The organism is Nostoc sp. JL23 (genome assembly GCF_017115065.1).
In the GTDB taxonomy this organism is placed as follows: Bacteria; Cyanobacteriota; Cyanobacteriia; order Cyanobacteriales; family Nostocaceae; genus Nostoc; species Nostoc punctiforme_A.
Genome location: NZ_JABXKN010000034.1, coordinates 1 through 24,920 on the forward strand (window position 1 = coordinate 1; position 24,920 = coordinate 24,920).

23 protein-coding genes are annotated in these 24,920 nt (G+C 42.0%); 12 read left to right on the forward strand and 11 right to left on the reverse strand.

Going from position 1 to position 24,920, the window contains the following annotated elements; all coding sequences use genetic code 11:
• Nucleotides 1–43: 43 nt before the first annotated feature.
• Nucleotides 44–565, forward strand: coding sequence for a class I SAM-dependent methyltransferase (locus HWQ42_RS05580; protein ID WP_292810042.1), 522 nt, complete (start codon nt 44–46; stop codon nt 563–565).
• Nucleotides 566–581: 16 nt separating this feature from the next.
• Nucleotides 582–1,535: a lysophospholipid acyltransferase family protein gene (locus tag HWQ42_RS05585; RefSeq protein WP_292810045.1), complete on the forward strand. Its 954-nt coding sequence runs from the start codon at nt 582–584 to the stop codon at nt 1,533–1,535.
• A 10-nt stretch (nt 1,536–1,545) separates the two neighbouring features.
• On the opposite strand, the gene HWQ42_RS05590 is transcribed toward HWQ42_RS05585, so the two are convergent.
• The gene (locus HWQ42_RS05590) at nt 1,546–2,511 is read right to left on the reverse strand and encodes an SGNH/GDSL hydrolase family protein (protein ID WP_292810047.1); all 966 of its coding nucleotides are present in this window, start codon (nt 2,509–2,511) and stop codon (nt 1,546–1,548) included.
• 763 nt (nt 2,512–3,274) lie between these two features.
• Between HWQ42_RS05590 and HWQ42_RS05595 the strand changes: the two genes are divergently transcribed.
• Complete coding sequence (locus HWQ42_RS05595; protein WP_292810049.1) at nt 3,275–6,169, forward strand: glycerol-3-phosphate acyltransferase; 2,895 nt, start codon at nt 3,275–3,277, stop codon at nt 6,167–6,169.
• Complete coding sequence (locus HWQ42_RS05600; protein WP_292810051.1) at nt 6,166–6,513, forward strand: cupin domain-containing protein; 348 nt, start codon at nt 6,166–6,168, stop codon at nt 6,511–6,513. Before HWQ42_RS05595 ends, HWQ42_RS05600 begins: the two co-directional genes overlap by 4 nt.
• A gap of 373 nt (nt 6,514–6,886) precedes the next feature.
• Here HWQ42_RS05600 and HWQ42_RS05605 read toward each other — a convergent pair whose 3' ends face one another.
• Nucleotides 6,887–7,243 (reverse strand): hypothetical protein, encoded by a 357-nt coding sequence (locus tag HWQ42_RS05605; RefSeq protein WP_292810053.1) that lies wholly within the window; start codon nt 7,241–7,243, stop codon nt 6,887–6,889.
• Nucleotides 7,244–7,890: 647 nt separating this feature from the next.
• Here HWQ42_RS05605 and HWQ42_RS05610 point away from each other — a divergent pair.
• Nucleotides 7,891–8,265, forward strand: coding sequence for a DUF2809 domain-containing protein (locus tag HWQ42_RS05610; RefSeq protein ID WP_292810055.1), 375 nt, complete (start codon nt 7,891–7,893; stop codon nt 8,263–8,265).
• A gap of 655 nt (nt 8,266–8,920) precedes the next feature.
• Here HWQ42_RS05610 and cobJ read toward each other — a convergent pair.
• From cobJ to HWQ42_RS05630, 4 genes are all read right to left on the reverse strand, one after another.
• Complete coding sequence (gene cobJ / locus HWQ42_RS05615) at nt 8,921–10,648, reverse strand: precorrin-3B C(17)-methyltransferase (protein ID WP_292810057.1); 1,728 nt, start codon at nt 10,646–10,648, stop codon at nt 8,921–8,923.
• Between the two features lie 228 nt (nt 10,649–10,876).
• A complete protein-coding gene (locus tag HWQ42_RS05620) occupies nt 10,877–11,089 on the reverse strand; it encodes a type II toxin-antitoxin system HicA family toxin (protein ID WP_292810059.1) in 213 nt (70 codons plus the stop codon).
• Entirely contained in the window at nt 11,079–11,300 is a 222-nt protein-coding gene (locus tag HWQ42_RS05625; RefSeq protein WP_292810061.1) for a type II toxin-antitoxin system HicB family antitoxin, read from the reverse strand. The genes HWQ42_RS05620 and HWQ42_RS05625 overlap by 11 nt, the downstream gene beginning before the upstream one ends.
• 233 nt (nt 11,301–11,533) lie before the next feature.
• Nucleotides 11,534–11,923 carry a hypothetical protein gene (locus HWQ42_RS05630; protein ID WP_292810063.1) on the reverse strand — a complete coding sequence of 130 codons (390 nt, stop codon included), beginning with the start codon at nt 11,921–11,923 and terminating at the stop codon, nt 11,534–11,536.
• A gap of 166 nt (nt 11,924–12,089) precedes the next feature.
• Between HWQ42_RS05630 and HWQ42_RS05635 the strand changes: the two genes are divergently transcribed.
• Nucleotides 12,090–12,791, forward strand: coding sequence for a DUF547 domain-containing protein (locus tag HWQ42_RS05635; protein ID WP_292810065.1), 702 nt, complete (start codon nt 12,090–12,092; stop codon nt 12,789–12,791).
• On the opposite strand, the gene HWQ42_RS05640 is transcribed toward HWQ42_RS05635, so the two are convergent.
• Both HWQ42_RS05640 and HWQ42_RS05645 read right to left on the reverse strand, forming a co-directional pair.
• Nucleotides 12,776–13,531: a TIGR04283 family arsenosugar biosynthesis glycosyltransferase gene (locus tag HWQ42_RS05640; RefSeq protein ID WP_292810067.1), complete on the reverse strand. Its 756-nt coding sequence runs from the start codon at nt 13,529–13,531 to the stop codon at nt 12,776–12,778. The genes HWQ42_RS05635 and HWQ42_RS05640 overlap by 16 nt on opposite strands.
• Nucleotides 13,532–13,769: 238 nt before the next feature.
• On the reverse strand, nt 13,770–14,261 hold the full coding sequence (locus tag HWQ42_RS05645) for a rhodanese-like domain-containing protein (RefSeq protein ID WP_292810069.1): 492 nt from the start codon (nt 14,259–14,261) through the stop codon (nt 13,770–13,772).
• 149 nt (nt 14,262–14,410) lie between these two features.
• Between HWQ42_RS05645 and HWQ42_RS05650 the strand changes: the two genes are divergently transcribed.
• The 4 genes from HWQ42_RS05650 to HWQ42_RS05665 all read left to right on the forward strand — a co-directional run bounded on the left by HWQ42_RS05650 (nt 14,411) and on the right by HWQ42_RS05665 (nt 18,284).
• A complete protein-coding gene (locus HWQ42_RS05650) occupies nt 14,411–15,298 on the forward strand; it encodes a pirin family protein (RefSeq protein ID WP_292810071.1) in 888 nt (295 codons plus the stop codon).
• Nucleotides 15,299–15,516: 218 nt separating this feature from the next.
• On the forward strand, nt 15,517–16,017 hold the full coding sequence (locus HWQ42_RS05655; RefSeq protein WP_292810073.1) for a DUF1772 domain-containing protein: 501 nt from the start codon (nt 15,517–15,519) through the stop codon (nt 16,015–16,017).
• A gap of 68 nt (nt 16,018–16,085) precedes the next feature.
• On the forward strand, nt 16,086–16,769 hold the full coding sequence (locus tag HWQ42_RS05660; RefSeq protein WP_292810075.1) for an isoprenylcysteine carboxylmethyltransferase family protein: 684 nt from the start codon (nt 16,086–16,088) through the stop codon (nt 16,767–16,769).
• A gap of 111 nt (nt 16,770–16,880) precedes the next feature.
• Nucleotides 16,881–18,284 (forward strand): collagen-like protein, encoded by a 1,404-nt coding sequence (locus tag HWQ42_RS05665; RefSeq protein ID WP_292810077.1) that lies wholly within the window; start codon nt 16,881–16,883, stop codon nt 18,282–18,284.
• Between the two features lie 3 nt (nt 18,285–18,287).
• Here the strand turns inward: HWQ42_RS05665 and HWQ42_RS05670 are convergent, their stop codons facing one another.
• The 3 genes from HWQ42_RS05670 to HWQ42_RS05680 all read right to left on the reverse strand — a co-directional run bounded on the left by HWQ42_RS05670 (nt 18,288) and on the right by HWQ42_RS05680 (nt 22,314).
• Entirely contained in the window at nt 18,288–18,848 is a 561-nt protein-coding gene (locus HWQ42_RS05670) for a nitrate transporter (RefSeq protein ID WP_099101952.1), read from the reverse strand.
• 454 nt (nt 18,849–19,302) lie between these two features.
• The gene (locus HWQ42_RS05675; protein ID WP_292810078.1) at nt 19,303–20,478 is read right to left on the reverse strand and encodes a patatin-like phospholipase family protein; all 1,176 of its coding nucleotides are present in this window, start codon (nt 20,476–20,478) and stop codon (nt 19,303–19,305) included.
• A 516-nt stretch (nt 20,479–20,994) separates the two neighbouring features.
• The gene (locus HWQ42_RS05680) at nt 20,995–22,314 is read right to left on the reverse strand and encodes a dihydroorotase (protein WP_292810081.1); all 1,320 of its coding nucleotides are present in this window, start codon (nt 22,312–22,314) and stop codon (nt 20,995–20,997) included.
• A gap of 379 nt (nt 22,315–22,693) precedes the next feature.
• Here HWQ42_RS05680 and lepB point away from each other — a divergent pair, with 379 nt between their 5' ends.
• Together lepB and HWQ42_RS05690 are read left to right on the forward strand one after the other, a co-directional pair.
• Nucleotides 22,694–23,335, forward strand: a complete 642-nt coding sequence (gene lepB, locus HWQ42_RS05685; protein ID WP_292732253.1) for a signal peptidase I — start codon at nt 22,694–22,696, stop codon at nt 23,333–23,335.
• A 440-nt stretch (nt 23,336–23,775) separates the two neighbouring features.
• Entirely contained in the window at nt 23,776–24,570 is a 795-nt protein-coding gene (locus tag HWQ42_RS05690) for an MOSC N-terminal beta barrel domain-containing protein (RefSeq protein ID WP_292810083.1), read from the forward strand.
• Nucleotides 24,571–24,920 lie beyond the last annotated feature (350 nt).

The window sequence follows — 24,920 nt, forward strand, 5'->3', positions numbered from 1 at the left end:
TTGAGAAAACATATTTCTTGTTTTTCTTGGAATAATTTATTCTTTGGAAGTCCCTAAATCAGTCGTGGAAATTGGCTGTGGCACAGGTAAAAATACGCTTTTGCTTTCACAAATTGCTATGAAAGTTTGTGCGATCGATTTTTCAGCACAGATGATCGAAAAGGCGAAAGAGAAAGTGAGGTCTGCGAATGTGGTATTTCTTACAGAAGACATTACCAAGCAATGGACTTGTGGCAATGAGTCTGCCGATTTAGTCACTTGTAATCTTGTTCTAGAACACATCGAAGACCTCAGCTTGATATTTTCAGAAGCATCTCGTGTATTAGTCAAAGGAGGATACTTTTTTATCTGTGAGCTTCATCCATTCAAGCAATATCAAGGAACAAAAGCTAATTTTCAAAGACAGCAAGAGTCTATTGAAATTCCTGCATTTGTGCATCATTTATCAGAATTTTTTAACACAGCGAAACTTCATGGCTTCCTACTTGAAGACTTCAAGGAGTGGTGGCATGAACAGGATAAAAATAAACCACCAAGACTAGTATCAATCTTGTTGAGAATGTGAAAAAATTTTTGGGGTATTGAAATTTAGAGCAGTTGCAGAGATACTTGCAAGAGTGATGGAAGATGGGCGACTAATTATGGAATGTCCAAAACAGGTAGAGAATATTTCTGTCAGCGCTGACAATACTTTAACATCAGAATTCTCGAAAAAGATTCATCACTCATTAACACAGCGAGATGCTCAGTTTATTGAATCATTGATGCCTGTATGGGAATGGTTTTACCGTTATTACTTTCAAGTAAAAACTGATGGATGGCACCATATACCAACAACAGGAAAAGTACTACTGGTTGGCTCTCATAATGGGGGAATGGCTTCTCCAGATTTAATAATGATGATGTACGATTGGTTTTCTAGATTTGGAACCGAGCGTTTGGTGTATGGTTTAATGCACCCTTCCGCTTGGAAAGTGAGTCCAGAAATAGCAGGATTAGCCCAGAAATTCGGAGCAATTGTTGCACATCCCAAAATGGCTAGCGCAGCTTTTGATCGGGGTGCTAGCGTTCTGGTATATCCTGGAGGACAATATGATATGTTTCGTCCTCATAGCCAACGTTATAAAATTCATTTTGCCGGTCATCAGGGCTTTATCAAGCTGGCTTTAAAGCAAGAAGTTCCGATTATTCCTGTAATCTCGGTAGGCGCTCATGATAGCTTGATAGTTTTATGTGATTGCTATGATTTCGTCAAACAATTGCATCAGTGGGGATTGCCGTGGTTATATCAAATTGACCCTGGAGTTTTCCCAATTTACTTAGGTTTGCCTTGGGGCTTGTCTATTGGCCCTCTGCCAAATATTCCTCTACCTGTGCAGATTCACACTCGTGTCTGTCATCCAATTACTTTTGAAAGATATGGTCAAGATGCAGCTAGAGATCGTAACTATGTGAATACTTGTTATGAAATAGTCCAAAGTCAAATGCAGGAAGAGTTAAATAATTTGGTTAGAAATACTCAGAAATCTAACTAAAACACGAATATTAGTGACGAAGTGACGAATCTCCCAGTATTTCCAAAAGCGATCGCTCCATAACTTCACTGATAAATTTATTACCTTGTAAGTTGAGGTGGATGTGGTCGTGAAACAAACCTTGGGGGTTGGTAGTTGAATTGAAATTCGGTAAAAAGTCAATATAGTTAATTTGCTGTGCTTTGGTAAAATCGCTCAAGCGCTGACGTGCTTTAATTTCGTAATCGCGGGGGCCTGGTTCACCAATTTCTCGTAGTAAGGGAGTCATCACCAGCAGAAATTTGCTGTTAGATTGGCGAGTCAAGGCTTGAATTTTAGCGATCGCCTCCAGATTAATCCCCACGCGATCGCCTGATTCATTTTGCACGGCTTGCAGTTCTGGTATTGGCTTTTGCTTGACGATGTAACGCTGCCACACTTCCACTAATGCCAGGGGAGGTTTACGATCGGGATAATTGCGATCGCGTCCTACTGGTAATGAAGTAGGAGGAGTAGCAAACAAATCATCGGTATTAAGTAATACCACCACTACTTGCGCGTTAAAATTGCCAAACTTCTCTAAATAAGCTAATTCATTCCTTGGTCCCCAAGAGTTAGCTGAAGCATTTAGTACTTCTACTTCCTGATAATTACTATTAGGGGATGATGCTAGAGAACGCATCATCAAACTAGATATTGTATTAGTCTGATCAGTCCACCAGCCACCATTAGCAATAGAATCACCTAAGAGGAGAATTCGCAGCCCAGTAGGTGCTGGTAGCTTTTTGATCGGACTACCTCGCATAGAATATTCATTAATTTCAATGCGATTCCCAAAACGACGGGTACGTTGGTTAGGAGCCAACAAATAACCAATTTGCTCATCGCCAATATAAATCAGGGGATTACCAAAACCAAACAGCGATCGCAATCCGATCTCGATTACTAAAAACAATCCCACAACGACCGCCAAAATTACGCTCAGTGCTATTTTCACCTACTCACACCCTCTTATACTGAGTTGCTTTTCAATGATAGTAGGGGATTGGGCATTGAAGAAGGGAATAGGGTACAGGTTAGAGGGTACAAGTTATTCCCTGTCACCTATCACCTATCACCTGTCACCTGTCCCCTTATCCCCAGCCCCCAGTCCTAAATTTTTAAAGTGAATTTAACATCATCCGCAAATAGAAGGACTACAATCAAAACGGACAAATATTTCATGCTCCAACAACAGAGGATTACAAAGCTGTGTCCGACTTAAATCGCGGAATTATGAAATTTAAGGGAGCAGATTCCCCAAAAGTAGTCACTATCTCTACCGTGTTGCTTCTGGGATCGATCGCTGCTCTCGTCATCTGGGCGCTACAAGCTGCCTATGCGCTAAACTAAAACCATTAGTAGTCTAGAAGGACACTTGTCTTAAACGGTTTCCGTCTTAGCCAAGTGTCCATTTAGCAACTAGTAATTGAAGAAGAATCCAGAATCCAGAATCCAGAATCCAGAATTCAGAATGCTTTTCCTTGCGGGATTCAAACCACTAGCTGATTGTAGACCTCTAAAATCTATAATTTGGATTATTTTTAAACCCCTGTGTTCATGTCCTAGCCATACTCCCATCCATTCTGAATTCTGACTCCTGACTCCTGAATTCTCTTTGAAAAAGCCCCCTTAATAACCATCAAAAATTTCAGAAAAACTTTAGATTTTAGATTTGAGGTTTTAGATGGAAAATTTAAATCTAAAATCCAAAATCCAGAATGTTTGAACCTTGGGGTATTTTCGTTATTTTAATTATCTGCCCCCTTTTGGGCGGATTACCCCTGATAGCATGGATAACTTACGCCCTAAAGCGGAAGCAGTTATCACAAGTTGGTACAGGAAACATTAGTGTATCAGCTGCCTTTTATCATGGCGGTAAAATTGTCGGAATTCTGGCAGTCTTGTCAGAAGCTTTTAAAGGAGTTGCGGCAGTCTTACTCACCCGCATTTTCTTCCCAGATGGATCGTTTTGGGAATTGCTTGCCCTAATCGCTCTGGTAATCGGTAGGTACTGGATAGGCAGAGGAGCAGGTACGACAAATGTTGTCTGGGGATTTGTCGTACACGATCCACTAGTCGCGATATTTGTATCTTTCTTTGCAGGTATTACTTTTACAATTCTGCAATCAAGAAAGTTAGTCAAATTTGGGGTTTTGCTGCTTTTTCCTTTGTTTGTGGCACTTCTGCACTTTAGCGATATTCCCAGAATACTTGCGGCTGTGGCCTTAGCTGGTTTAATGGGCTGGATTTACACCAAAATTCCTGATGATATGAAACTGCCAGCCCAAGAGGCACAAACAGAATCGCAAGGGATGTTGGAATTTTTACGCGGCGCTCGCACAATGGTTTCTCTAGATGAAGAGTTGAATGCTGCCATAGTCGGAGAAAAGGCGGCAACATTATCTCAAATTAAGCGCTGGGGCTATCCAGTGCCGAAGGGATGGGTACTAGCACCTATCGACAATCCAGAAGGGTTAACAGAATTTCTCCAACCATCAGAATTATCTCCCTTGGTGGTGCGTTCCTCGGCTATTGGAGAAGACTCAGAACACGCTTCTGCTGCTGGACAGTATGAAACAGTTGTAAATGTTACTAGTTCAGAGGCATTACAGTCAGCGATCGCTCAAGTTCAAGCTTCCTACAATCATCCATCTGCTATCCAATATCGGCGCGATCGCGGCTTAAATGATACAGCAATGGCTGTGTTGATTCAGCAACAAGTCCAGAGTGTATATTCTGGAGTCGCTTTCAGCCGCGATCCCATTACCCAGCAAGGCGATGCGATCATTATTGAAGCCCTTCCAGGCAGCGCAACGCAAGTCGTTTCGGGAAAAGTCACACCAGAACAATATCGCGCTTTTGTCGTTGAAACAGAAAATTCCTACTCTGTACAATTAGAGGGTCAAGGACGAGTCCCGCAATCATTAATCAAACAAGTTGCATACTTAGCTTACCGACTCGAAAAACGTTATCATGGCACTCCTCAAGATGTCGAGTGGAGTTATGATGGGCAAACGCTTTGGGTGTTGCAATCTCGACCGATCACTACTCTGTTGCCTATCTGGACACGTAAAATCGCTGCTGAAGTGATTCCTGGAGTAATTCACCCCTTAACATGGTCAATTAATCGTCCCTTAACTTGTGGAGTTTGGGGAGAATTTTTTACTTTAGTTTTAGGCGATCGCGCCTTGGGGTTAGATTTCACGAAAACAGCAACTCTGCACTATTCCAGAGCTTACTTTAATGCTTCCCTCTTAGGAGACATTTTTCTCCGCATGGGATTGCCGCCGGAAAGTCTGGAATTTTTAACCAGAGGAGCTAAATTAAGTAAGCCGTCCTTGCAGTCAACTTGGGAAAATTTGCCAGGACTAGGGAAGTTGTTGAAGCGGGAATTAAGTTTAGAAAAGGACTTCAAGGAAGATTATCACAAACGCTTCATTCCTGGGTTGTCGCAGTTGGCGCAGGAAGATATAGATAACTTGGAACCACCGAAACTGTTGGCAAGAATTGATTTTATTCTGGAGTTGCTGCGTCATGGAACGTATTACAGCATTTTAGCTCCTTTAAGTGCTGCCCTGAGACAGGCAATTTTTCGGGTAAAAGATGGGCAAATCGATCATAGCGTCACCCCAGAGGTAGCGGCATTGCGATCGCTCAGTGCCATAGCTACAGATGCCAAGCAGGTATTGATTGAGTTTGAGCCACAGCAAGTATTTGAGCAATTAAAGCAAACCCCCGAAGGACAGAAGATCCTTCAAGCATTTAACGAATTGCTGCAAGATTACGGCTACTTAAGCGAAGTAGGAACCGATATCTCCGTTCCCACTTGGCAGGAAAATCCCCAGATGATTCAGCAAATGTTTGTGCAGTTAATGCAGGGGAACGAACCGCAAGCAGGTGCTAAAGACGCGATTAATAGTATCTTTGCCAGTAAGCGCAAACGCTCTTTCGTGCAACGGCGTGTAGATATCAAAGGACGAGTCACCGAAGTTTATTCCCGACTTTTAGCTGAATTGCGTTGGAGTTTTGTGGCTTTAGAGAAGATTTGGTTAGAGTCTGGTTTACTTAGGCAAACAGGCGATATCTTTTTTCTCAACTTTGATGAAGTGCGGCGTCTAATTGGGGATGAAGATTCTAGCTTAATAGAGCAGTTAGATAAGTTATTAGAATTTAGGCGATCGCAATTTGTACAAGATAGCGAGATTATTCAAATACCTCTTTTAGTCTACGGCCATACACCTCCTCACCCCTTAGCTCCCTCTGAACTTTACTCTGACCAAATTTTACAAGGTATTGGAGCCAGTCATGGGCAAGCCGAAGGTAGGGTGAAAGTGTTGCGAAATTTACAAGACATTCCAGACATCGATCGAGATACGATTCTGGTGGTGCCTTATACAGATTCCGGCTGGGCCCCATTGTTATTAAGGGCTGGAGGATTAATTGCCGAAGCTGGGGGAAGGCTTTCTCACGGTGCGATCGTTGCTCGTGAGTATGGAATTCCCGCAGTGATGGATGTTCGTGGTGCTACATGGATCTTGCAAGATGGTCAACGAGTCAGGATTGATGGGTCTAGGGGTATTGTGGAATTATCTAATGATTTAAGACCCGAATGATTACCACTTGCCTGAAAGACTTGCCTGAAGAGTCGGTTTCTCACAATGCCGAAATCAAGAAAAAGGTGATGTTACGCTTCGGCGATTTACCTCACCTAACTAACTTTTCTCAAGCACGTTTTGCTCCTGGACAAACCGCACCAGCACACACGCATCAAGATATGTGCGAGGTATTCTTTGTAGAAGCTGGTTCAGGAGTAATTCACATTGATGGTACAGAATACCCCTTGCTTCCGGGAAACTGCGTAGCCATCGAACCGGGAGAAGTACACGAAGTTGTCAATAATGGCTCAACTGAACTTGTTTTGACATACTTTGGTTTGCGAGTCGAAAAATCGAGCTAATCATCAATTAGGATCGTTAACTAGCAATTTAGGTTAGTTTGATTTTGAATAAAACACGTAGTGGGGGCATAACAATGTTATGTCCTTAGAAAAGTTTGTGGATGTTGTTAGGACCAGCCCTTTCAAGGTGACTCGTAAAATCTCTGTTTTTCTCTCTGCGCTCTCTGTGCCTCTGCGGTTTAAAAGTAATTTATTTAACCACAGAGACGCAGAGAACACAGAGTTAAGAGATTAAAGAGGAATTTTTTGAGCAAAATTTTTACTCACCTTGAAAGGGCTAGTCCTAGTTGTTTATAAATTAATACAGTTCAGATCAACCCAAAACCCTGATGTAGAGACGCGATTTATCGCGTCTTCAAAGATCAATGATTTACTAATATACTAAGGGTGTCGCCCCGCGCATCTGACGCAAAGAATTTATACAAGCAGGACAATCACAGCCAAATAAGTCGATTGCCACATTGCTTTCTTCATCATTGAACTCCAGCATCGGAGCATCTTCTCGAGAAAACTCTATTTCACGCTGATAGTTTGGGATTTGAGCCAATACGGAAGCTCTGGCACATACTAAACCCACTTTATGTTTATTGCGTATACAAGATAGACGATCTGTGGTTTTGGCTCCTGGTTCTGGCTCCATAGCTTGTGCGTGATTCAGCATTACTCCCATAGAGAGAAGAGAGCTAATCAGCACAGGAGAAGAAAGCAAACTCAGTATGAATTTGTTCATTGGTTTTCCTGAAAAACAGTCTCGATTGCTCAGATTATCCGATTAAATCTTACAGTGCAAGTAAGTGTCTATCAGGAATAGCCCAAAATCCAGATGTAGAGATGCAATTTATCGCGTCTTTGCGATCTAAAATTTTCATCAAAAAACCTTAACCGAACCGTATTGTTATATAACGCCAGTCTGTTTCTGATAACGTCAAAGCAGAAGTTGCTACAGGCTGCGCGAAACACCGAAACGTGAAGGCAGAAGCTCTTACAGGCTGCGCAAAACACCGAAATGTGAAGGCAGAAGCTCTTACAGGGAAGACGGAAGCTCTTACAGGCTGCGCGAAACACCGAAATGTGAAGGCAGAAGCTCTTACAGGGAAGACGGAAGCTCTTACAGGCTGCGCGAAACACCGAAATGTGAAGGCAGAAGCTCTTACAGGGAAGACGGAAGCTCTTACAGGCTGCGCGAAACACCGAAACGTGAAAGCAGAAGCTCTTACAAGGAAGACAAAACAGAGAAATTTATGGGTATACAAAGAGTTTTATTTCCCATTGTCATTTGGAAACCTACTCAGTAATAATAGAATTTTCAACAGAGTCTATAAAAAATTGAAGAGGTTTATAGTCAAAACAAGTGTTTTTTGAGCGCTATTGATTGCCATGTTTATCTTCAACAAAAAATATTTTTACCTCACACTTCTATTATTTTTAATAGAGATATGTATTGCTGTTTTTGTCAATGATAGTTTCATTCGTCCTTTTATCGGTGACGTTTTAGTAGTTATACTAATTTATTGCTTTGTCAAAGCTTTTTGGAATATACATTCATCCATCGTTGCTTTATCAGTTTTGGCATTTTCTTGTACTATTGAGATTCTTCAATATTTTAATTTCGTAAATAACTTAGGATTGCAAAAATATAAGATTCTGGCTGTTGCCTTGGGAAGTGTATTTGATTGGAAGGATATCATTGCTTATGCAATAGGTATCATAACAATTCTATGGTTGGAAAATAGCAGGACTTACGCAAAATAATGGAAAAACGAACCGCATACTCCTACGGAGAAGCAAGCTACGCGCAGCGTCTCGTTAGAGCTGACTTTTCACGGGATCTCGAAAACCTCTCTCCAAACCTCTCTCCTCGCAGGAGAGAGGCTTTGAATTCTCCCCCTTCCCTTGTAGGGAAGGGGGCTGGGGGGTTAGGTTCCGCGTTAGCTTTTCCACATGACGTGAAAAGTCAGCTCGTTAGAGAAGGCGCAAAGGACACAAAGGAATGAGAGTTTCAGAGAGTTATTGCGTAAGTCCTAAATAGAACATGATTACTTAAAAGTTGTTAATAATACAATGTCTAATACCAATTTTCTATGAAGCTGCATATAATTCGATCCCCCCTAGCCCCCCTTGGCAAGGGGGGAACCGGAAAAACATCTATCAAAGTCCCTCTTTTTAAGGGGGATTTAGGGGGATCAAGATATGTGCAACTTCACATTAAATTGGTATAAGCTAGTAATGAAAAGTTTGTAGTAAGCACTAAAGTGCTTAGAAAATTAAGGACTAAAGTTCTTACTACGAACTTGATTACCCATCAATTTTTAAACTTTACAGACTACTAGAAACTATTTACAAGTAAATCTTAAGTAGGGTGTGTTATGGTTTTAGCCTCTTCGCTGACAGCGCCGATCGCGCCTATTTATTGTTGAGTATAGCGACGCGGCGTATAAACCCAGATATTACCATCGCGGCGTTTGATGGTTCGGGTTTTTGTGGAACCAACAAGAATAATTGTCCGCATATCAGCGCTTGCTGGTGTTAACTGCTCAAGTGCGATCGCTCTTACCGTTTGTCCTGGCCGACCGAGATTCCGTGCCAATACTACTGGTGTATCTGGTGTTCGATGTCGTAGTAAAATATTTCTTGCTTCTGCCAGTTGCCAGGTACGCTCTTTGGAAACAGGATTGTAGAAAGCAATGACGAAATCAGCCTCAGCAGCCGCCGCAATTCGTTGGGCGATCGCAGACCAAGGTTTCAAGATATCAGAGAGGGAAATAGCACAGAAGTCATGTCCAAGGGGCGCACCAATGGCTGCTGCTGCTGCCTGCATTGCAGAGATGCCTGGGGCCACATGAATGTCAATACTGTCCCATTCTGGTTTAGCATAGCGATCGCACACCTCAAAAACCGCTGTTGCCATTGCATAGATACCGGGGTCGCCAGATGAAACTACAGCTACATATCGCCCAGATGCAGCCAAATCTAGGGCCATCTTTGCGCGTGCTTCTTCTTCGCGGTTGTCAGATTCATGCCGTTGCTTGCCATCAGCCAGAGAACCAACTAAATCTAAATAAGTTTTATAACCCACCAGATCAGTTGCCGACTTGAGAATCTCCTTCACTTCTGGAGACATCCACAGCGAACCACCAGGACCCGTGCCAATAATCGCTAACCGTCCCCGTGGCTGACCGATGGTATTGGGGTCAATTACTTGAGGGGCAATAGCGATCGCAATGTTAGGAGAAGGAGAAGATAAAGGGGATGTACCTGTGGCGGCGATCGCTGCGGCTTCGGCGGGGCTATAACCTTGTGAAAGTAGACTTTCTAGCTGATTTTGGGTAAAAAAGCGGGTGGGTACTCCCAAGGCGCTAGATACGGCGTGGATTGTGGGATCGGCTGCGGCGGTGATGGGTGCAAATATCCCGGCGACTGATGTTTTTTCTAGTTTGGCATCAGCTAGTAGCTGTTGTACTAAAGCTACTGCATCATCAATGATGCCACTAATTGCGATCGCGATCGTTGCTGGGTGGTAGACAAGACAGTTAGCTCTAGGAGTTACCAAACGTTCTGTAACTTGGATGGTCAAATCTCCCTTGGCATCTATCGGCAATTTACTATCACTCAACCAAGGTGCTATTCCTTCGAGCTTAACTTGCGCCCCAGCTAGCACATCTGAGATAAATTTCTTCGCATCGTCTGGGTTTGCCAAATGGTATCCAGGGGGAGGAGATAACAGCGTTGTGCCCAAACGTAAATCGCCTGTGGTCGTAATTGCAGCTTTGACATCAAGGGCTTCGGCAATGCGACGAGCCAAATCGTTGACTCCACCAAGTCCGCCCAAGAGAGGGACAACAGCACTACCATCTTCAGCCACAGCTAGTACTGGTGGTTCCTGTCGTTTATCCGAGATTAAGGGAGCTAACGTCCTAATTAAAATGCCAGCAGCACAAATGCCAATCAAGGGCTTTCCCTGCATAAATAACTCGCGTAGCGTCTCACCAAAATTTGTAAAGCTGACATCAACTTCTGATGTGCGACCCTCTAAACCGTATAGTGTTGCCCCTGGTAAGACGCTGATTATTTTGCGTGCTACTGTCACGCTATTTTGACCCAGTATTACAATGGCAGGTGCAACATTCATCATCATAAATAGATATCTTGCAAAATTTGATATCCTTCAAATGAAACCACAGATTTAGACATGTAGCGACTTCACATTTACAAGCTTGAGGAATTCCTTCAGTTTATAGCGATCGCATTTCTGAGAGAATTAGGAGTGCGATGTCTACGACGGGCAACTCTTGGAGACGCTACGCGTAGCTTGCTTCCACGTTCGCGTAGCGTCCCGTAGGGAAGTGGTACGCCTACGTGCTAATTATTTTAGCTGGTTAAAATCTTCTTCTGTAATGCCCAACTGCTTGAGAATTTCATAAAACAACCAACTACCAATTTCAGCATTGCTATGAATGGGAATTGTGGTTGCTCGTCCATCTGGATGTTGCCAACGAGCATGATTGCCTTTCTGCCGCACTTTTTCAAAACCGAGTTTCCGTGCTACTCGTTCTAATTCACTGGCTTTAGCTGGCATTTACAATTACCAATTCAACGTCTTCGGGTAGAGAACGTCCTTGTTCTTTGTATTCCTCCTGAATCATTTCAAAAACATAGACAAGTTCAGCACGAGCTTCATCTGGCATTTGTCCCCAAGCATGACAACCGGAAATCGCTGGTATATATGCGACAAATGTACCATTGTTATCGGGACGGATAACAGTGGTGTAGTCTTGTAAAGAATTCATGGGTATAGCCGCAAGTTTGACTTATACCTTCAGTTTACAGCGATATCTGACAACAAGCAGGGGTGCGATGTCTAGACGATCAGTTAACAGCAAGGCAATGTAGAGGCGATCGCATTCTCTCAAAAAAGTGCGATCGCTTGTTAAATTAAGGATTACAAACTCCTAACATCTGACTGGAAATTAGAACTCCAACCAAAATCCAAAGAATTTCATCCCTAATCCCCAATCCCAACTCAATTAGCTTTACGCTCTTTCAGCACTTGATCTAGCAAGTCTCTAGCAGGTTGTGCTTTAGCCAACGCTACTTGATGGTCATTATAAGCACGAACAAGGCGAGAAAGACTGCTCACACCTGCCTTTAGTTGCTCAAGTTCTTCACCAGCAACTAGTTCTCCATCAAGCATCCGCCCAATCAACGGTTTGATATCGCCTACTTCCTGCCGGACTTTTTGGAGCTTTTCTAAAGAACTCAGTAAGGTTTTTAGTGAGTTCAATATGTCGTCAATATCTTGGGCATCCTCCACTGGTTCAGGCGGATTTTCAACTGTTATCGTATCTTTGTCTGAAACTGTAGGCAATTCCTCTACAGACGTTTCACTTATAACCCCGTTTGACCGTGCCATCAACGCTTCCTCAAGGAATTTTCCTCAGTGTATCGCTGATTTCAAGTTGCCAAAGATAGTATTGTTATAATTCGTTAAATAAATACTTGTACAAATTCAACTCTACGTTGCGATCGCGAAAGCAAAGAATTCCCTTAGCTACGGCCAACATCTAAACACAGCAATAATGATTGATTTTGAACCTTGGGACAGGTTGTTGCGTCAGTATGTCGATCAAGAGGGTCGTGTAAACTATATTGCTTGGAAAACTGAGCAACCTCAAGCGATCGCAGATTGGTTGTCGAGTCAAAAAAATCTGGCTTTTACATCTAATAGCAACACTTCTGAGCAATTGGCATTGTGGATCAACCTTTACAATGCGTTCACCATTTCGACAATTTTGGAGAGATACCCGCTTGAGTCAATTCGTCCGCGAATCTTAGGCATTCCCAACTGGTTGGCTTTTTTGTGGTTCTTCCAACGTCGTGCTTATTATATATTTGACGAACATTACAGTTTAGCCCAAATAGAGAACCAGATTCTGCGGAATAAATTACAGGAGCCACGAATTCATTTTGCAATTGTCTGCGCTTCCGTTGGTTGCCCGTTACTGCGTGCTGGAGCTTATTTTCCTCAACAAGTTACTCAGCAGTTAGATGAAGATACCCGTCGCTTCATTAACAATCCTGAAAAAGTTTGTTATGACTCAGATAGTAAAACACTCTACTGTAGCAAAATCTTTAAATGGTATCGTCAAGATTTTCTTAAGGTCAAATCCTCCATTCCAGAATATATCCACTCTTACCTAGAAACAGACCTGCCGATGAATGCCTCAACGCCAATTTCCTATCTCTACTATGACTGGGGACTGAATCAGCGAATATCTTGATAAAATTGTTTGAGATAATTTGCATCAACGCCAATTCCCCACAAAAAACCGATATAAAGGTAGATTGCGTTTGCTTTCCAGCTACCCCATTTTGCGACGCGGCGATCTGAAGAGTGAACAATGCGGTTCACCAGATAAATACGTCCTTTTTTAACCAATTTCAGGCATAAATCTCCATCTTCCATAATCGGCAATGCCTCATCAAATCCGTTGCAATCCCAAAAGTCAGTGCGACGACAAAACATTACCTGATCTCCAAACAACAGGCGCAATCCTCGAAAAAACAGGTGAGGCTTAAATAGCAGTGGTGCGTAGTAGGTTTTTAAATAATTATGTAGAGAGATGCCCCAACGAGTCGTTTGAGATCCACTCATCAGAGAAATGAACCCCCCACAGGCAATGGTTGGCTCTAATAAGGTTTGCTCTATTACAGTGATTAAGTCATCCGGCACCCAAGTATCTGCATGAAGAAAGCAAAGAATATCTCCAGTTGCAGCCGATGCTCCGTAATTCATCTGAATAGAACGCCCACGCTGTTCAGATGAGAGAACTTGTACGCATAGCGACTGATTGAATGACCCAAAGCATTGTTTTGCCACTGCCACTGTCTCATCATCACTGCCACCATCTACTACTATTACTTCAAAAGCAGGCGGATTAAGTAAAGTCAATTGGCGCAATGTCCGCTCTAAGCTAACTGCTTCGTTTAAAGTAGGAATTACAATCGAAACTTGAGACATGCAGCATAAGTAGTTTTATCGTTGCTTTTATTCTACTTGCTTAATGTTGACAAGCTCTTAGTGCAGCATTTCATTAATTCCTAGCGAATTAATGAAAGGCAATACCCTGCATTGTTAATGCGTTAGCCGCCTTGTTAATGCATCGGCTTGCATTGTTAATGCGGCGGCGGCCTTGTTAATGCGTCGGCTTGCATTAAAAACGCTACGTTTTTACGCATAACTGTACTTAGTCCAAAGGTCAACACTCCTGAGCATGGTAAGTAGCTTTTAGTAGTTTTCCCCAGATTGCATTGTAAGGATGTACAACCTTTGTCGGATGACCATTTTGAAAGATCGGTCTGCCTTCGTTTGCCCACTGAAAAATTCCACCAGTCAAGTTATAAATGCACTTAATCCCGGCTTCATCCAGTTTTTGGGCTAATTTTGCGCTCCGGTAGCCAACAGCACAGTACACAACAATTGGTCTATCTTTTGATACTGTTGCAACTGCTGCTAAGTCCTCTGTGAGAGGATCTATGCGTACTGCTGTTTCGATATGACTAACTGCATACTCAGCTTGACTTCGTGCATCTAGCACTAATGGATGGAGCTTTGCAGAATCTGATAGTAATTCAGCTAATTGGTTACAATTAATTTCCTCAACAGTAGGAAACTGAAATCTAATCAGAAGTTTAAGAAAGTTAAATGTGAGCGATCGCACTTGTGAAAAGACTCTCTGGTTAGCAAACAATACTTCTAATAGTAAAAAACTATCAAAGAATAGGCGATCGCATTGGCATCAACTCTCCAAAACAAACAGATAACTCATCGAGATTAGCTTATTTCCAAGTAAATATACTTATAATAATTACAGCATTTACTAATCACCTGCGATGATTTATGGCAATTCTTCAACTGATTGAACCCGAAGTTAAAAATCTGGGTGGTTTTTCTGCCCGCCGCAGTTTGCCATATCCTAATCGCCAAACGGTTGGTCCGTTTATCTTTTTCGATCATCTTGGCCCGTCCGTCATGCCCCCCAATCAAGGCATCGATGTCCGACCACATCCTCATATTAATCTGGCAACGGTAACTTATTTATTTGATGGTGCTTTGATCCATCGCGATAGTTTGGGTACTGTGCAGGAAATCCAACCAGGTGCAGTCAACTGGATGACAGCAGGAAAGGGGATTGTCCATTCAGAACGCTCACCTGACTTTGACCGTCAGCAAGAAACTACTATTCATGGCATTCAAACCTGGGTTGCCCTGCCTGTTGAACACGAAGAAACCGAGCCAACGTTCATTCACTATCCGGCTGAAATCCTTCCCACCTGGGAAGAGAATGGCGTTATCATCAAACTTATTGCTGGGCAAGCATTTGGCTATACCTCACCAGTGAAAGTTCTCTCACCTATCTTCTATTTAGATGCAGTGTTGTCTGCCAACATCCACTTCACTATCCCTACAGATTATTCACAAAGGGCAGTATACAGTGTCACAGAGGGATTAAGGATTAATGATGAACCGATGGAGCAATATCGTCTTGCTATTCTAGAGCCAGGCGATCGGGTTGAGGTTTCTGCTACAGATGCTGCTCGATGTATTGTTATTGGCGGTGAGCCGTTAGGTACACGCTACAAATGGTGGAATTTTGTCTCTAGCCGACCAGAGCGAATAGAGCAAGCTAAAGCTGATTGGCGCGACTATCGCTTTGCTAGCGTGCCAGATGAAACAGAGTTTATTCCACTGCCAGAAGTGATAACAGAAGCTAATCCTTTTTCATAAGTGTGTCACACTTCAACGCTCACTACCTCGCTTTAAGATGGGCAAGTTTAACCCAAGTTGCCAGTTACTCTTATGAGCGATCGCTTTGGGACAATTAAGCAATAAAATGCCCTTCAAGAAGAGAAAATTAGGAGGCAGTTATGCCACTTGATAGGTGTATGGAATTGCATCTGCATATTATATGGTGAAATATGGTAGCTGCTGTGAGGCAAAGCCAAATGACACTTATACAATTGTGGCGATTTATCACAATCATGCTAGCTTCCTTTAGTCTAAGCTTGTCTATGGCTCATTTGCTAGAACTACCGCGAAGAATGCAATTTGACCAACAACTCTGGGTAAAAGTAACCGTTTTTGAAAATGTTTATCGGTATTTTGGCTCAGTTGGTGCCGCATTTGAAATTGGCTCAGTTCTAGCAGCAATTGTGTTGGCGTTCCTCGTCCGTAAACGTGGCTCAACATTTTATTGGACGTTAGGAGGAGCGATTCTTTTAGTGCTGGCTCTTGTCAGTTGGGTAATATTTGTAGCCCCCATGAACGCGGAATTTGCAACGTGGCTGACTAATCCCGTTCCGTCAAACTGGATGCGATATCGTAACCAATGGGAGTATGCACATGCAGTTAATGCCTTGGTTAAAATAATTGGCTTCAGTTCACTTGTAATTTCTGTGCTGGTTGAAACAGCAAAACGAAAGGTTGCTCATTCTAATCACTTGTAATAAATTTCAAGTTGGTGATTATTTTAGATCGCACTTGCAAATTAACCTCGTCATTAGGTAAATGAGCGATGTTTATTTTAAAGGTACTAATCGCAATTGTTTGGAACATTGCTATCTTTGGTGGTTTACTATTCTTGCCAGCAGGAACGTTCGACTGGTGGCGTGCTTGGTTATTCCTCGGCGTTGTCGAAATTGCGACGATCGCAACCATGATTGGTGTTTTCCGAGATAATCAGGACTTGCTCGCTGAACGGTTCAAGCCTCCTATCCAAAAGGAACAACCACTTACCGACAAGATCGTTACCAGTTTGTTGGTGATTGCCTTCCTCGGTTTGGTTGTCTTCATTCCTTTAGATGTGTTTCGATTTCAGCTGCTGGTGAAGCCAGGAGCGATCGCTTCGGCTGTGGGATTGATCTTTTTTATTGCAGGTTGGTGGATTATCTCTGCTTCCTTCAAAGCTAATACATTCGCGATCCCTGTGGTGAAGCATCAGGTAGATAGGCAACAAACGGTCATTGATACGGGAGTCTATGGCATTGTACGGCATCCGATGTATGCAGGGGCAACTCTGGAGATGATTGGGATGTCTCTGTGGCTGGAGTCTTACGCTGCGGCATTGCTAGCGATCGTTCCCATTAGTCTACTAGTTGTGAGGATTGCCTTTGAAGAACAATTTTTGAAGCAAGAACTCAAGGACTACGACGCTTACACCGAAAAAGTTCGATACAGGCTGTTACCGTACCTCTGGTAACTCAGAATTTAAGGTGCATCGTGAGTGTAAAATTACTGGACAAGAGGGAGCAAATTGTTGAAAGTCAGCGTCAGGAGTAGATAATTCAACTAAAGTTATAGGTGTAACTAGATGCACAATGGTTTTAGGAGTAAGCTGCCACTACTGCTGACATTCTGCTTATTTACTAGCTTTTTGCCTGCCTCTGGTTCAGTTTTATGTCCAGCCGTTGCCTCTGATGAATACTATAAAGTAGCCAGAAATTATGGCAGAGATGGACGTGCAGGAACCGATGGGCGATCGGGTAGAGATGGTAGCAGCGGTGAAAACCAAAATATTTTTGTCAATGGTTCACCTGTAAATCTTGACTTGTCGGGTAAAGATGGTGAAGACGGGGAAGACGGTGAAGATGGTTATCAACCTGACTGTGCTTCCCAACGCAATCGCGTTAGTCATGACATAAACGCACCAGACGGCGGTAGTGGCGGTAATGGTGGCAAGGGAGGAGATGGGGGAAATGGTGGTTCCCTCACAGTCTATTACAGCAATTTGGCAGACTTACGGAATATTTCTATCCGGGCAACTGGTGGGGAAGGCGGGCGCGGTGGTAGAGGTGGCAACGGTACGGAGGGTTGTAACTGTCACAGACGGAGATGGGAAGTAAAAACCTGCAAGGGAACTCCTGGTAGCCCTGATTACAAGTGTACTGAAAAGGTTTATCGATGTAGCGATGGTAGGGATGGGCGAGATGGCAGCGATGGTAGCGATGGTAGCCAAGGGCGCTTAGGAACTTTGAGTATTGTCAATAGCAAGGAACCTTTGGCAGCTGATACTCCAACTGTGCAGCTAGCAATGTCGGAACTGATAAATAAACAGTTCAAACTCTCGAAGAATAAGTGGAATCAACGCATAGGCGCAGCTTCTCTACTTGCGCCTGGTTCTGCGATCGCCGATGATTATCGAGAGTTTGAACAGCGTTTAGAAGAGGCTTTTCAAATAGATTGGCAAGAAAGACAACCCATTACCAGCTTTGGCAATCAAGCCGTAACACTAAATTTAACTGATAACAAACAAGTAAAAATTACTTTTTCTGAGGAACTATGGGTTGAAGGTAACAGCAAAAGTGAGGCTAACTTAACAACATTTACCGTTAACCATGCCATTCCCAAAAAAGATGTCACCCGGTTAGCTGTGGCAGAGTTTGCCGATGCCGGACAAAATCTCAACTTAAAAATAGTTGATTTGGCAGCCAAGTCTGATGCTATTAATACTCAATTTCGCGTAAAATTTCGCGCCCAAGATAGCTCACACGGTTTTTCTGGCTACAAAACTGAATTTGAAGGGGATATTCCCACAGAACTTGTGACTCGTGACTACAATCGTTTTACTCTAGCTTTGAGCAAGCTCAAAATTCCTGACGAAGCTTTACGCCCTGGTGTCAACGTTGATATTGAAGTCGTAGCAACTCGTTCTTTAGGAATACGTTCTGCCAAGCAAACTATTAGCTGGCAGGGTACAATTCGCAAGCCTAGATAAAGTTTAAGAAGATTTTTTGCCATCTGAAACCATTTGCGAGAGAATATAGGCTGCAAAATCTAGTAACTGATCCAGCAAAAAACCAATGATACCGATGTATAAGATTTCCTGGATTATATAATCAGTATTGCCAGCTTTATACGCATCCCAGAGGGTAAAGCCAAGTCCTCTTGGCCCTGTTAACATTTCTGTGGCAATAACGATAAACCAAGCTACCCAAATGCTAACTTTCAAGGCATGAAATATATGAAAAATAGCTACTCGAAAGTTATTATTCTGTCTCTTGAAATGCTGCATCCCTATTGCGGTATTAATAATCATCGTCCAGAGAGTTCCCAGAAAAACTACTACAATAGCAGCCGAATCACTCTCTTGAAACGCTATTAGGGCAATAGGTAGCAAAGCTATAGGAGGGATACTATGTGGTATCTGAAATATCAGCCGAAATAGCTGATAAATCATGCTATTTATCCCGATGAAATATCCGATAAAACTACCCAATACAGCGGCTGGAATATAACCAACAAATAACCGTTGCAGGCTAGCTAAAATGTCTAAAAACATATTATTTTCTCTGCCTCAGTTCTCATGGAAAACATTCGGGAAATACTGTGGCAACAACACAAAACAGGGCTGAGAAAAATGTATTGGATTACACATTCTATTTTGTTGCTAAAAAATTTTTTATATCTTCTCCTCGTTAATTACTAATTAAAAAATTTAGGTATTATTACGATGTGATAGTAGTAGTACAAAGAAGAGGTAAAGCTTGAATTTACTAAACTTTATCAGAAAAGCAAATTTTAATTAGTAAATTAAATACAATTTATAGAATTTATCGAAGAAGGCAGTTCTTGCTAGAGCTTACGTGCGTAGTTTACCGCCGTAGGCATCGCTCCTTGATTATCTAAGCTGATGGAACGAGCCAAAAAAAGCCTTGAACAAGGCGTAGGGATCAATTGGATGGGTATTCAAACCCCAACCAATTGTAGAAAGTTGTAAATAATAACACAGTTTGCTAGTTATCTCTAATAAAAGACGCGATCGCCTTTTTTATCGGAGAACCGGAATCGTCTCTGGTATAGTACGTAAGACCTTGCTCAATGAATGCAGACGTAGTATCTATTAACTGCTGAAGAATCTCGGAATTAGTATCATCTATTTCTTCACTAACTTTTTCCCCTGTAAATTTATTTTTCCGCTCTTCTGGAGATAATACAATCCGAGGATCTTTATAAGTCTCTTTCGGCTTAGGTTTAAATGTCTCATTTAAGTCAAACTGAAGACGTAAGTAACGTTTAGACTCATATCCACCCATGATTTGTCGGCAAATCGTACTATCAATCTCAGATGTAGGTTCCATAAAAATGTTAGTCAGATTTTTGATCCAGTCTAAGCCTCTCCATTTGCTGATTTGCTTATATTGATATGGTTCACCAGTTTGACCTGTGCCAATAGAAAGAATAGAAATATCTTCCAATCGCAGATTATCTAGTTTATATTGTTGCTTGATTTCTGGAGATACTGAAGACTGGCTAATCCTCATCGCTAAACTCAAAGCTGCAAGAGCAGGATTATTAGCAGAAACTCCTCCATCAATGTGTGGGAATTCCCAATCACCAAATTTTTGTTTATCTACAGGTTCTAATTTATATGGTGGAAAAAAAGTGGGCGCTGAGGCAGAAGCGGTACATATTTCCCATAAATAGCAGTCATCGTACCATCTGTCTCCTAAATCGGGATGACAATTTGTAAAAAATGTTGTGTTGCGATATAGCGTATCGTAAGCAAGAATCAAAAGAATGGGTTTTTCGATATCCTTGATTCTTGTGGATTTATAGGCATCTTTGAGTACGCTAGTAATTCCATCATGAGAATATTTAGATGGAGAAAATACATCAATAATTGATTTGATGATGGATGGAAAGTTTTTGTAGCGCTCTTTTATCTCCAGAGGGAATATATCTTTACCTCTATTTTTATACATTTTAATGAGTTCATCACTCTCATTTCCGAGAGCAATTCCTCCTGCTAATATTGAACCAGTAGAAGTACCAGCAACCATGTCAAAATATTCGTGTAAAAACTCTCCTTTTCCCTGAGTTCTAATTTCTTGTTCTACTTGTTTAAGTATTCGTGCTGCAACAATTCCACGAATACCGCCACCGTCTAAAGCCAAAATTTTGAAGGACATAGCAATTCTCTTTGATTATTTTTCTATGGACAAGCATCATGAGATGAATCAGAATCCCATTCCATTAACTTGTTTACTCTTATCCGACTTGTCCGACTTATCCGACTGGAAGAATACCTAAGTTTTTTTTTAACGAAGTGCCTTCTCTACGAGACACTACCTATAGCTTGCTTCTCTGTAGAGGGGAGTACGCGGTAGTATTGGTGTCAACTTAAGGTAAAAGCCAGCCTAGAAGATATTTTCTCCTTCCCAGGCTCCGCATTCCGCAATACTCTTCGGTTAAGGCAAGAGACGCGATGAATCGCCGTCTCTACAATAGTCAATCTTTCGTAGAGACGTCGATTTATCGCGTCTTTGTGATGATTTAACTTGAAACACTTAGAAAATACAGCAAATTTCTACGTTGTGAGGTACAGAAATACCCCACCTGCACAATCTGGCATGAAGGTTGGGGAGGAATATATCTTATGTAGTTGCTGTAAATTCAGGGTTTTAGTAAGGTTAAATCAATATTTGCTACAAGAAAGTTAAAGCTTGACCCCGCACTTGCGTATTTACCTGGCCTTTGTCATAAACTATTTCACCGCCGACAATGGTGGTTTTAGCCCAACCGGTCAGGTTCCAGCCTTCAAAAGGACTCCAATGGCATTTGGTTAAAAGTTCCTCGCGCCGGACTGGGCAATATGTATTTAAATCTACAAGCACCAAATCGGCATCATAACCAGGGGCGATCGCTCCCTTATTCGGAATACCATAAGCCACAGCTACAGCTTTAGACATCCAGTTCACAACTTGAGCAACGGTACACTTGCCCTCCATTGCCGCAGTTAACATTAAAGCGAGAGAAGTTTCCACCCCAGGCATTCCTGAAGGGCTATTGGGATATTCTTGAGCTTTTTCTTCTAAGGTGTGTGGTGCGTGATCTGTCGCAATGAAATCAATCACGCCATCGCGCAAAGCTTGCCAGAGAACTTCGTTATCGTGGGGCGATCGCAAAGGTGGATTCATCTGTGCTAATGTGCCAATTGTTTCATAAGCACTAGTATTTAACAACAAATGTTGTGGCGTAACCTCCGCTGTCACCCAACTTGGTTTCTCCTGACGCAGCAAATCTGCTTCTTCGGCAGTTGACATGTGGAGAATATGCAGACGACGTTGATATTTTTGAGAAAGTTTTAATGCTAGTTGGGTTGCCAGCAACGCCGCTTGATTATCTTGAATTTGCGAGTGAACAGCTGGATCGTGAATGTTGGCAAATTCTTGGCGGCGTTGGTTGATTCTAGCTTGGTCTTCGGCATGAACGGCAATTAAGCGATCGCCTTTAGCAAAAATCGCCTCCAATGTTGTTTCACCATCAATCAACAACTGACCATGCATCGACCCCATGAAAATCTTAATTCCCGGTGTTGGCTTTGCTAAAAGCAAATCTGGTAAATTCTCTGCTGTTGCCCCAATAAAAAAGCCATAATTAACTAAGGATTTGTGTGAGGCCCGTTCTAGCTTGTCGTCTAAAGCCTGTTGTGTCGTAGTTAGGGGGCGCGTATTGGGCATTTCTAAAAAGGAAGTGACTCCCCCTTTAGCACAGGCGCAACTGGCGGTGAATAAATCTTCTTTGTGTTCTAGTCCAGGTTCCCGGAAATGCACTTGCGGATCGATAATTCCTGGCAACAAAGTTAAGCCTTCTGCGTCAATTTCAGTGACTAGTGCTGTTTGGGAGATTTCTGGCGCAACTTCGACTATTTGGCGATCGCGCGTCAACACATCCCCAACCATCAGTTCACCATCGGGTAAGATTATGCGAGCGCGGCGAATCAGTAACATTTTTGGAGATGACATAGGGATAACCAAGTTTAGACAGCGAGTTATGTATTACAGAAAACCATGCTTTTAGGTTAAACTTATTCGCGATCGGAGTAACCAATTTTTGCCGCGCCTTAAAAAAAAGTTTATTTTTAACAACAGAGGCAGCAGAAGTTTAAGTCCTCCACAAAATCTCCGATTTGGTGGACTGCAATTAGATAGGGTTGAACGCGAGAGCGTCTCATCTAGAAGCCTGATCTCTCCTGCCTCCTACCTCCTTCCCAATCCACAATCTAAAATTGGTAGTCAAGATGCAAACATAACTAGGAAATTAAAATTTTCCCGCTAAGATTAACAGATAAAGTCTCACTAGGCGAGTTAATTACCTACGTCTTTCATTAAGTTAAGTAATTTCATGCATAATCAAGTGTCTGATAACAATTCTAGTCAACAACCCGATAATTCTTGGATCGCAGAGCTAGGTAGAACAATTGTATTGAGTATTGTTCTAGCTCTAGGAATTCGTACCTTTGTTGCTGAAGCACGCTGGATTCCTTCTGGATCAATGGAACCGACTTTGCATGGTACGCCAAACCAGTGGGAGGCAGACAAAATTATTGTCGATAAGTTGAAGTATAAATTTGCTGACCCACAGCGGGGAGATATAGTAGTATTTTCACCGACAAAAGAACTACAAAAAGAACAATATCAAGATGCTTTTATTAAACGTATAATTGCCCTACCTGGAGAAAAAATACAACTTAAGGATGGCAAAGTCTATATCAATAACAAACCTCTCCCAGAAGCCAATTACCTCAGTTCTGGGCAAACCACAGTTATTGATGTTTGCCAATCAGGGCCACAGCCACCTTTTTTGGCCAAACCCCAGACTATACCAGCCGATTCATATTTAGTATTGGGTGATAATCGTAACAGTAGTTATGACAGCCGCTGTTGGGGTGTTGTCCCCCGCCAGAATATTATTGGACGTGCTGTAGTTCGCTTCTGGCCTTTAAATCATGTTGGCGGCATCGATAAATCGCCAGTATATCCATAATTAACAAACAATATTGCTCAAATAGTTAACAAAAGAATTTTAGATTTTAGATTGGGGACTACTAAATCACCAATCTAAAATCCAAAATCTGTCTTGAAAAGTTTAGTTCGCTCTTTGCGAGATGCTAGGACTTTTCGCCAAATCTCAAATCCAAATATTCCTATGACCGAAAACGAAAAGGATACAGAGCAACTAAATTTATCAGCCCTTTCAAGGTGACTCGTAAAATCTCTGTTTTTCTCTCTGCGCTCTCTGTGCCTCTGCGGTTTAAAAGTAATTTATTTAACCACAGAGACGCAGAGAACACAGAGTTAAGAGATTAAAGAGGAATTTTTTGAGCAAAATTTTTACTCACCTTGAAAGGGCTAGTCCTATTTATTTATGTGTGTCTAAAATGTTTGAATTTTGAATTTTGAATTTTGAATTTGGAGCGAAGCGACGTGACGCCTTACCTAGCTAAGATTTTACTGTATCCAGTTAAATCACTGGATGGTGTTGAAGTTGAGAACGCTAAAGTTCTTGCCAGTGGCGCACTACAGTATGACCGCGAGTTTGCCATTTTTGACAAACAAGGTAGATTTGTCAATGGCAAGCGTCATGCTAAAATCCATTTACTAAGGGCACAATTTGCACTCTTAAATAGAACTATCTCATTGCAAATCCCCGATGCCAACTCACAACAAATTTTTCATCTAGATAAGGAACGGCAAGCATTAGAAGCAATTTTGAATGATTATTTTGAGTTTACTGTCACATTGGGACAAAACTCTTTGATGGGTTTTCCTGACGATACACACTCACTTGGCCCAACGGTAATTAGTACAGCCACATTGACAGAGGTAGCTTCTTGGTTTCCTGGTTTAAGTGTAGATGAAATGCGCCGTCGGATGCGTGCCAACATCGAGATTGGTGGTGTACCAGCATTTTGGGAAGATCGGCTATTTAGCGAGCAAGGTGATTTAGTCTCTTTTCGAGTGGGAGATGTAGACTTTTTTGGGGTTAACCCATGTCAGCGTTGTATAGTCCCAACACGCAATTCTTACTTAGGGGAAGCTTACCCAAACTTTCAAAAAATCTTTACAACCCAGCGACAAGCAACTTTGCCAAATTGGGTTGCTTCATCGCCTTTTAATCACTTTTATAGATTGAGTATTAATACTCAACTGCCCCCATCATCAGCTGGAAAAATTTTACGAATCGGCGATCGAGTTGACATAAATATACAACAAAGTTAATATTCCGTCAAAATAAACAATCCAAAGTAAATTTTTTTGGATTTTTTTGTTTATGCTGTGTATTTGCATGACAATTCTAAAATTGTTGTAGTTAAATATAAGTTTTTGTACGAGTCCAGGGGTTTCCAGTCCAGAAAATCAACACATCAGCAATTAAAAATTAAATTTAGGATTGGGTGCCAATGGCGACCTAAATTTTAGAATGGCATACTGGAGCTTATTGGTTAAATTTCAGTTCATCTGAGAAAATTTGTGGAAATATTGCCAGATAAAACTGAGCAAATTCAGGTGCGATGGCGTACCCACGTAGATGATTTCTATAGGGGACTACTCCTGTGCAAAGTTTGAAA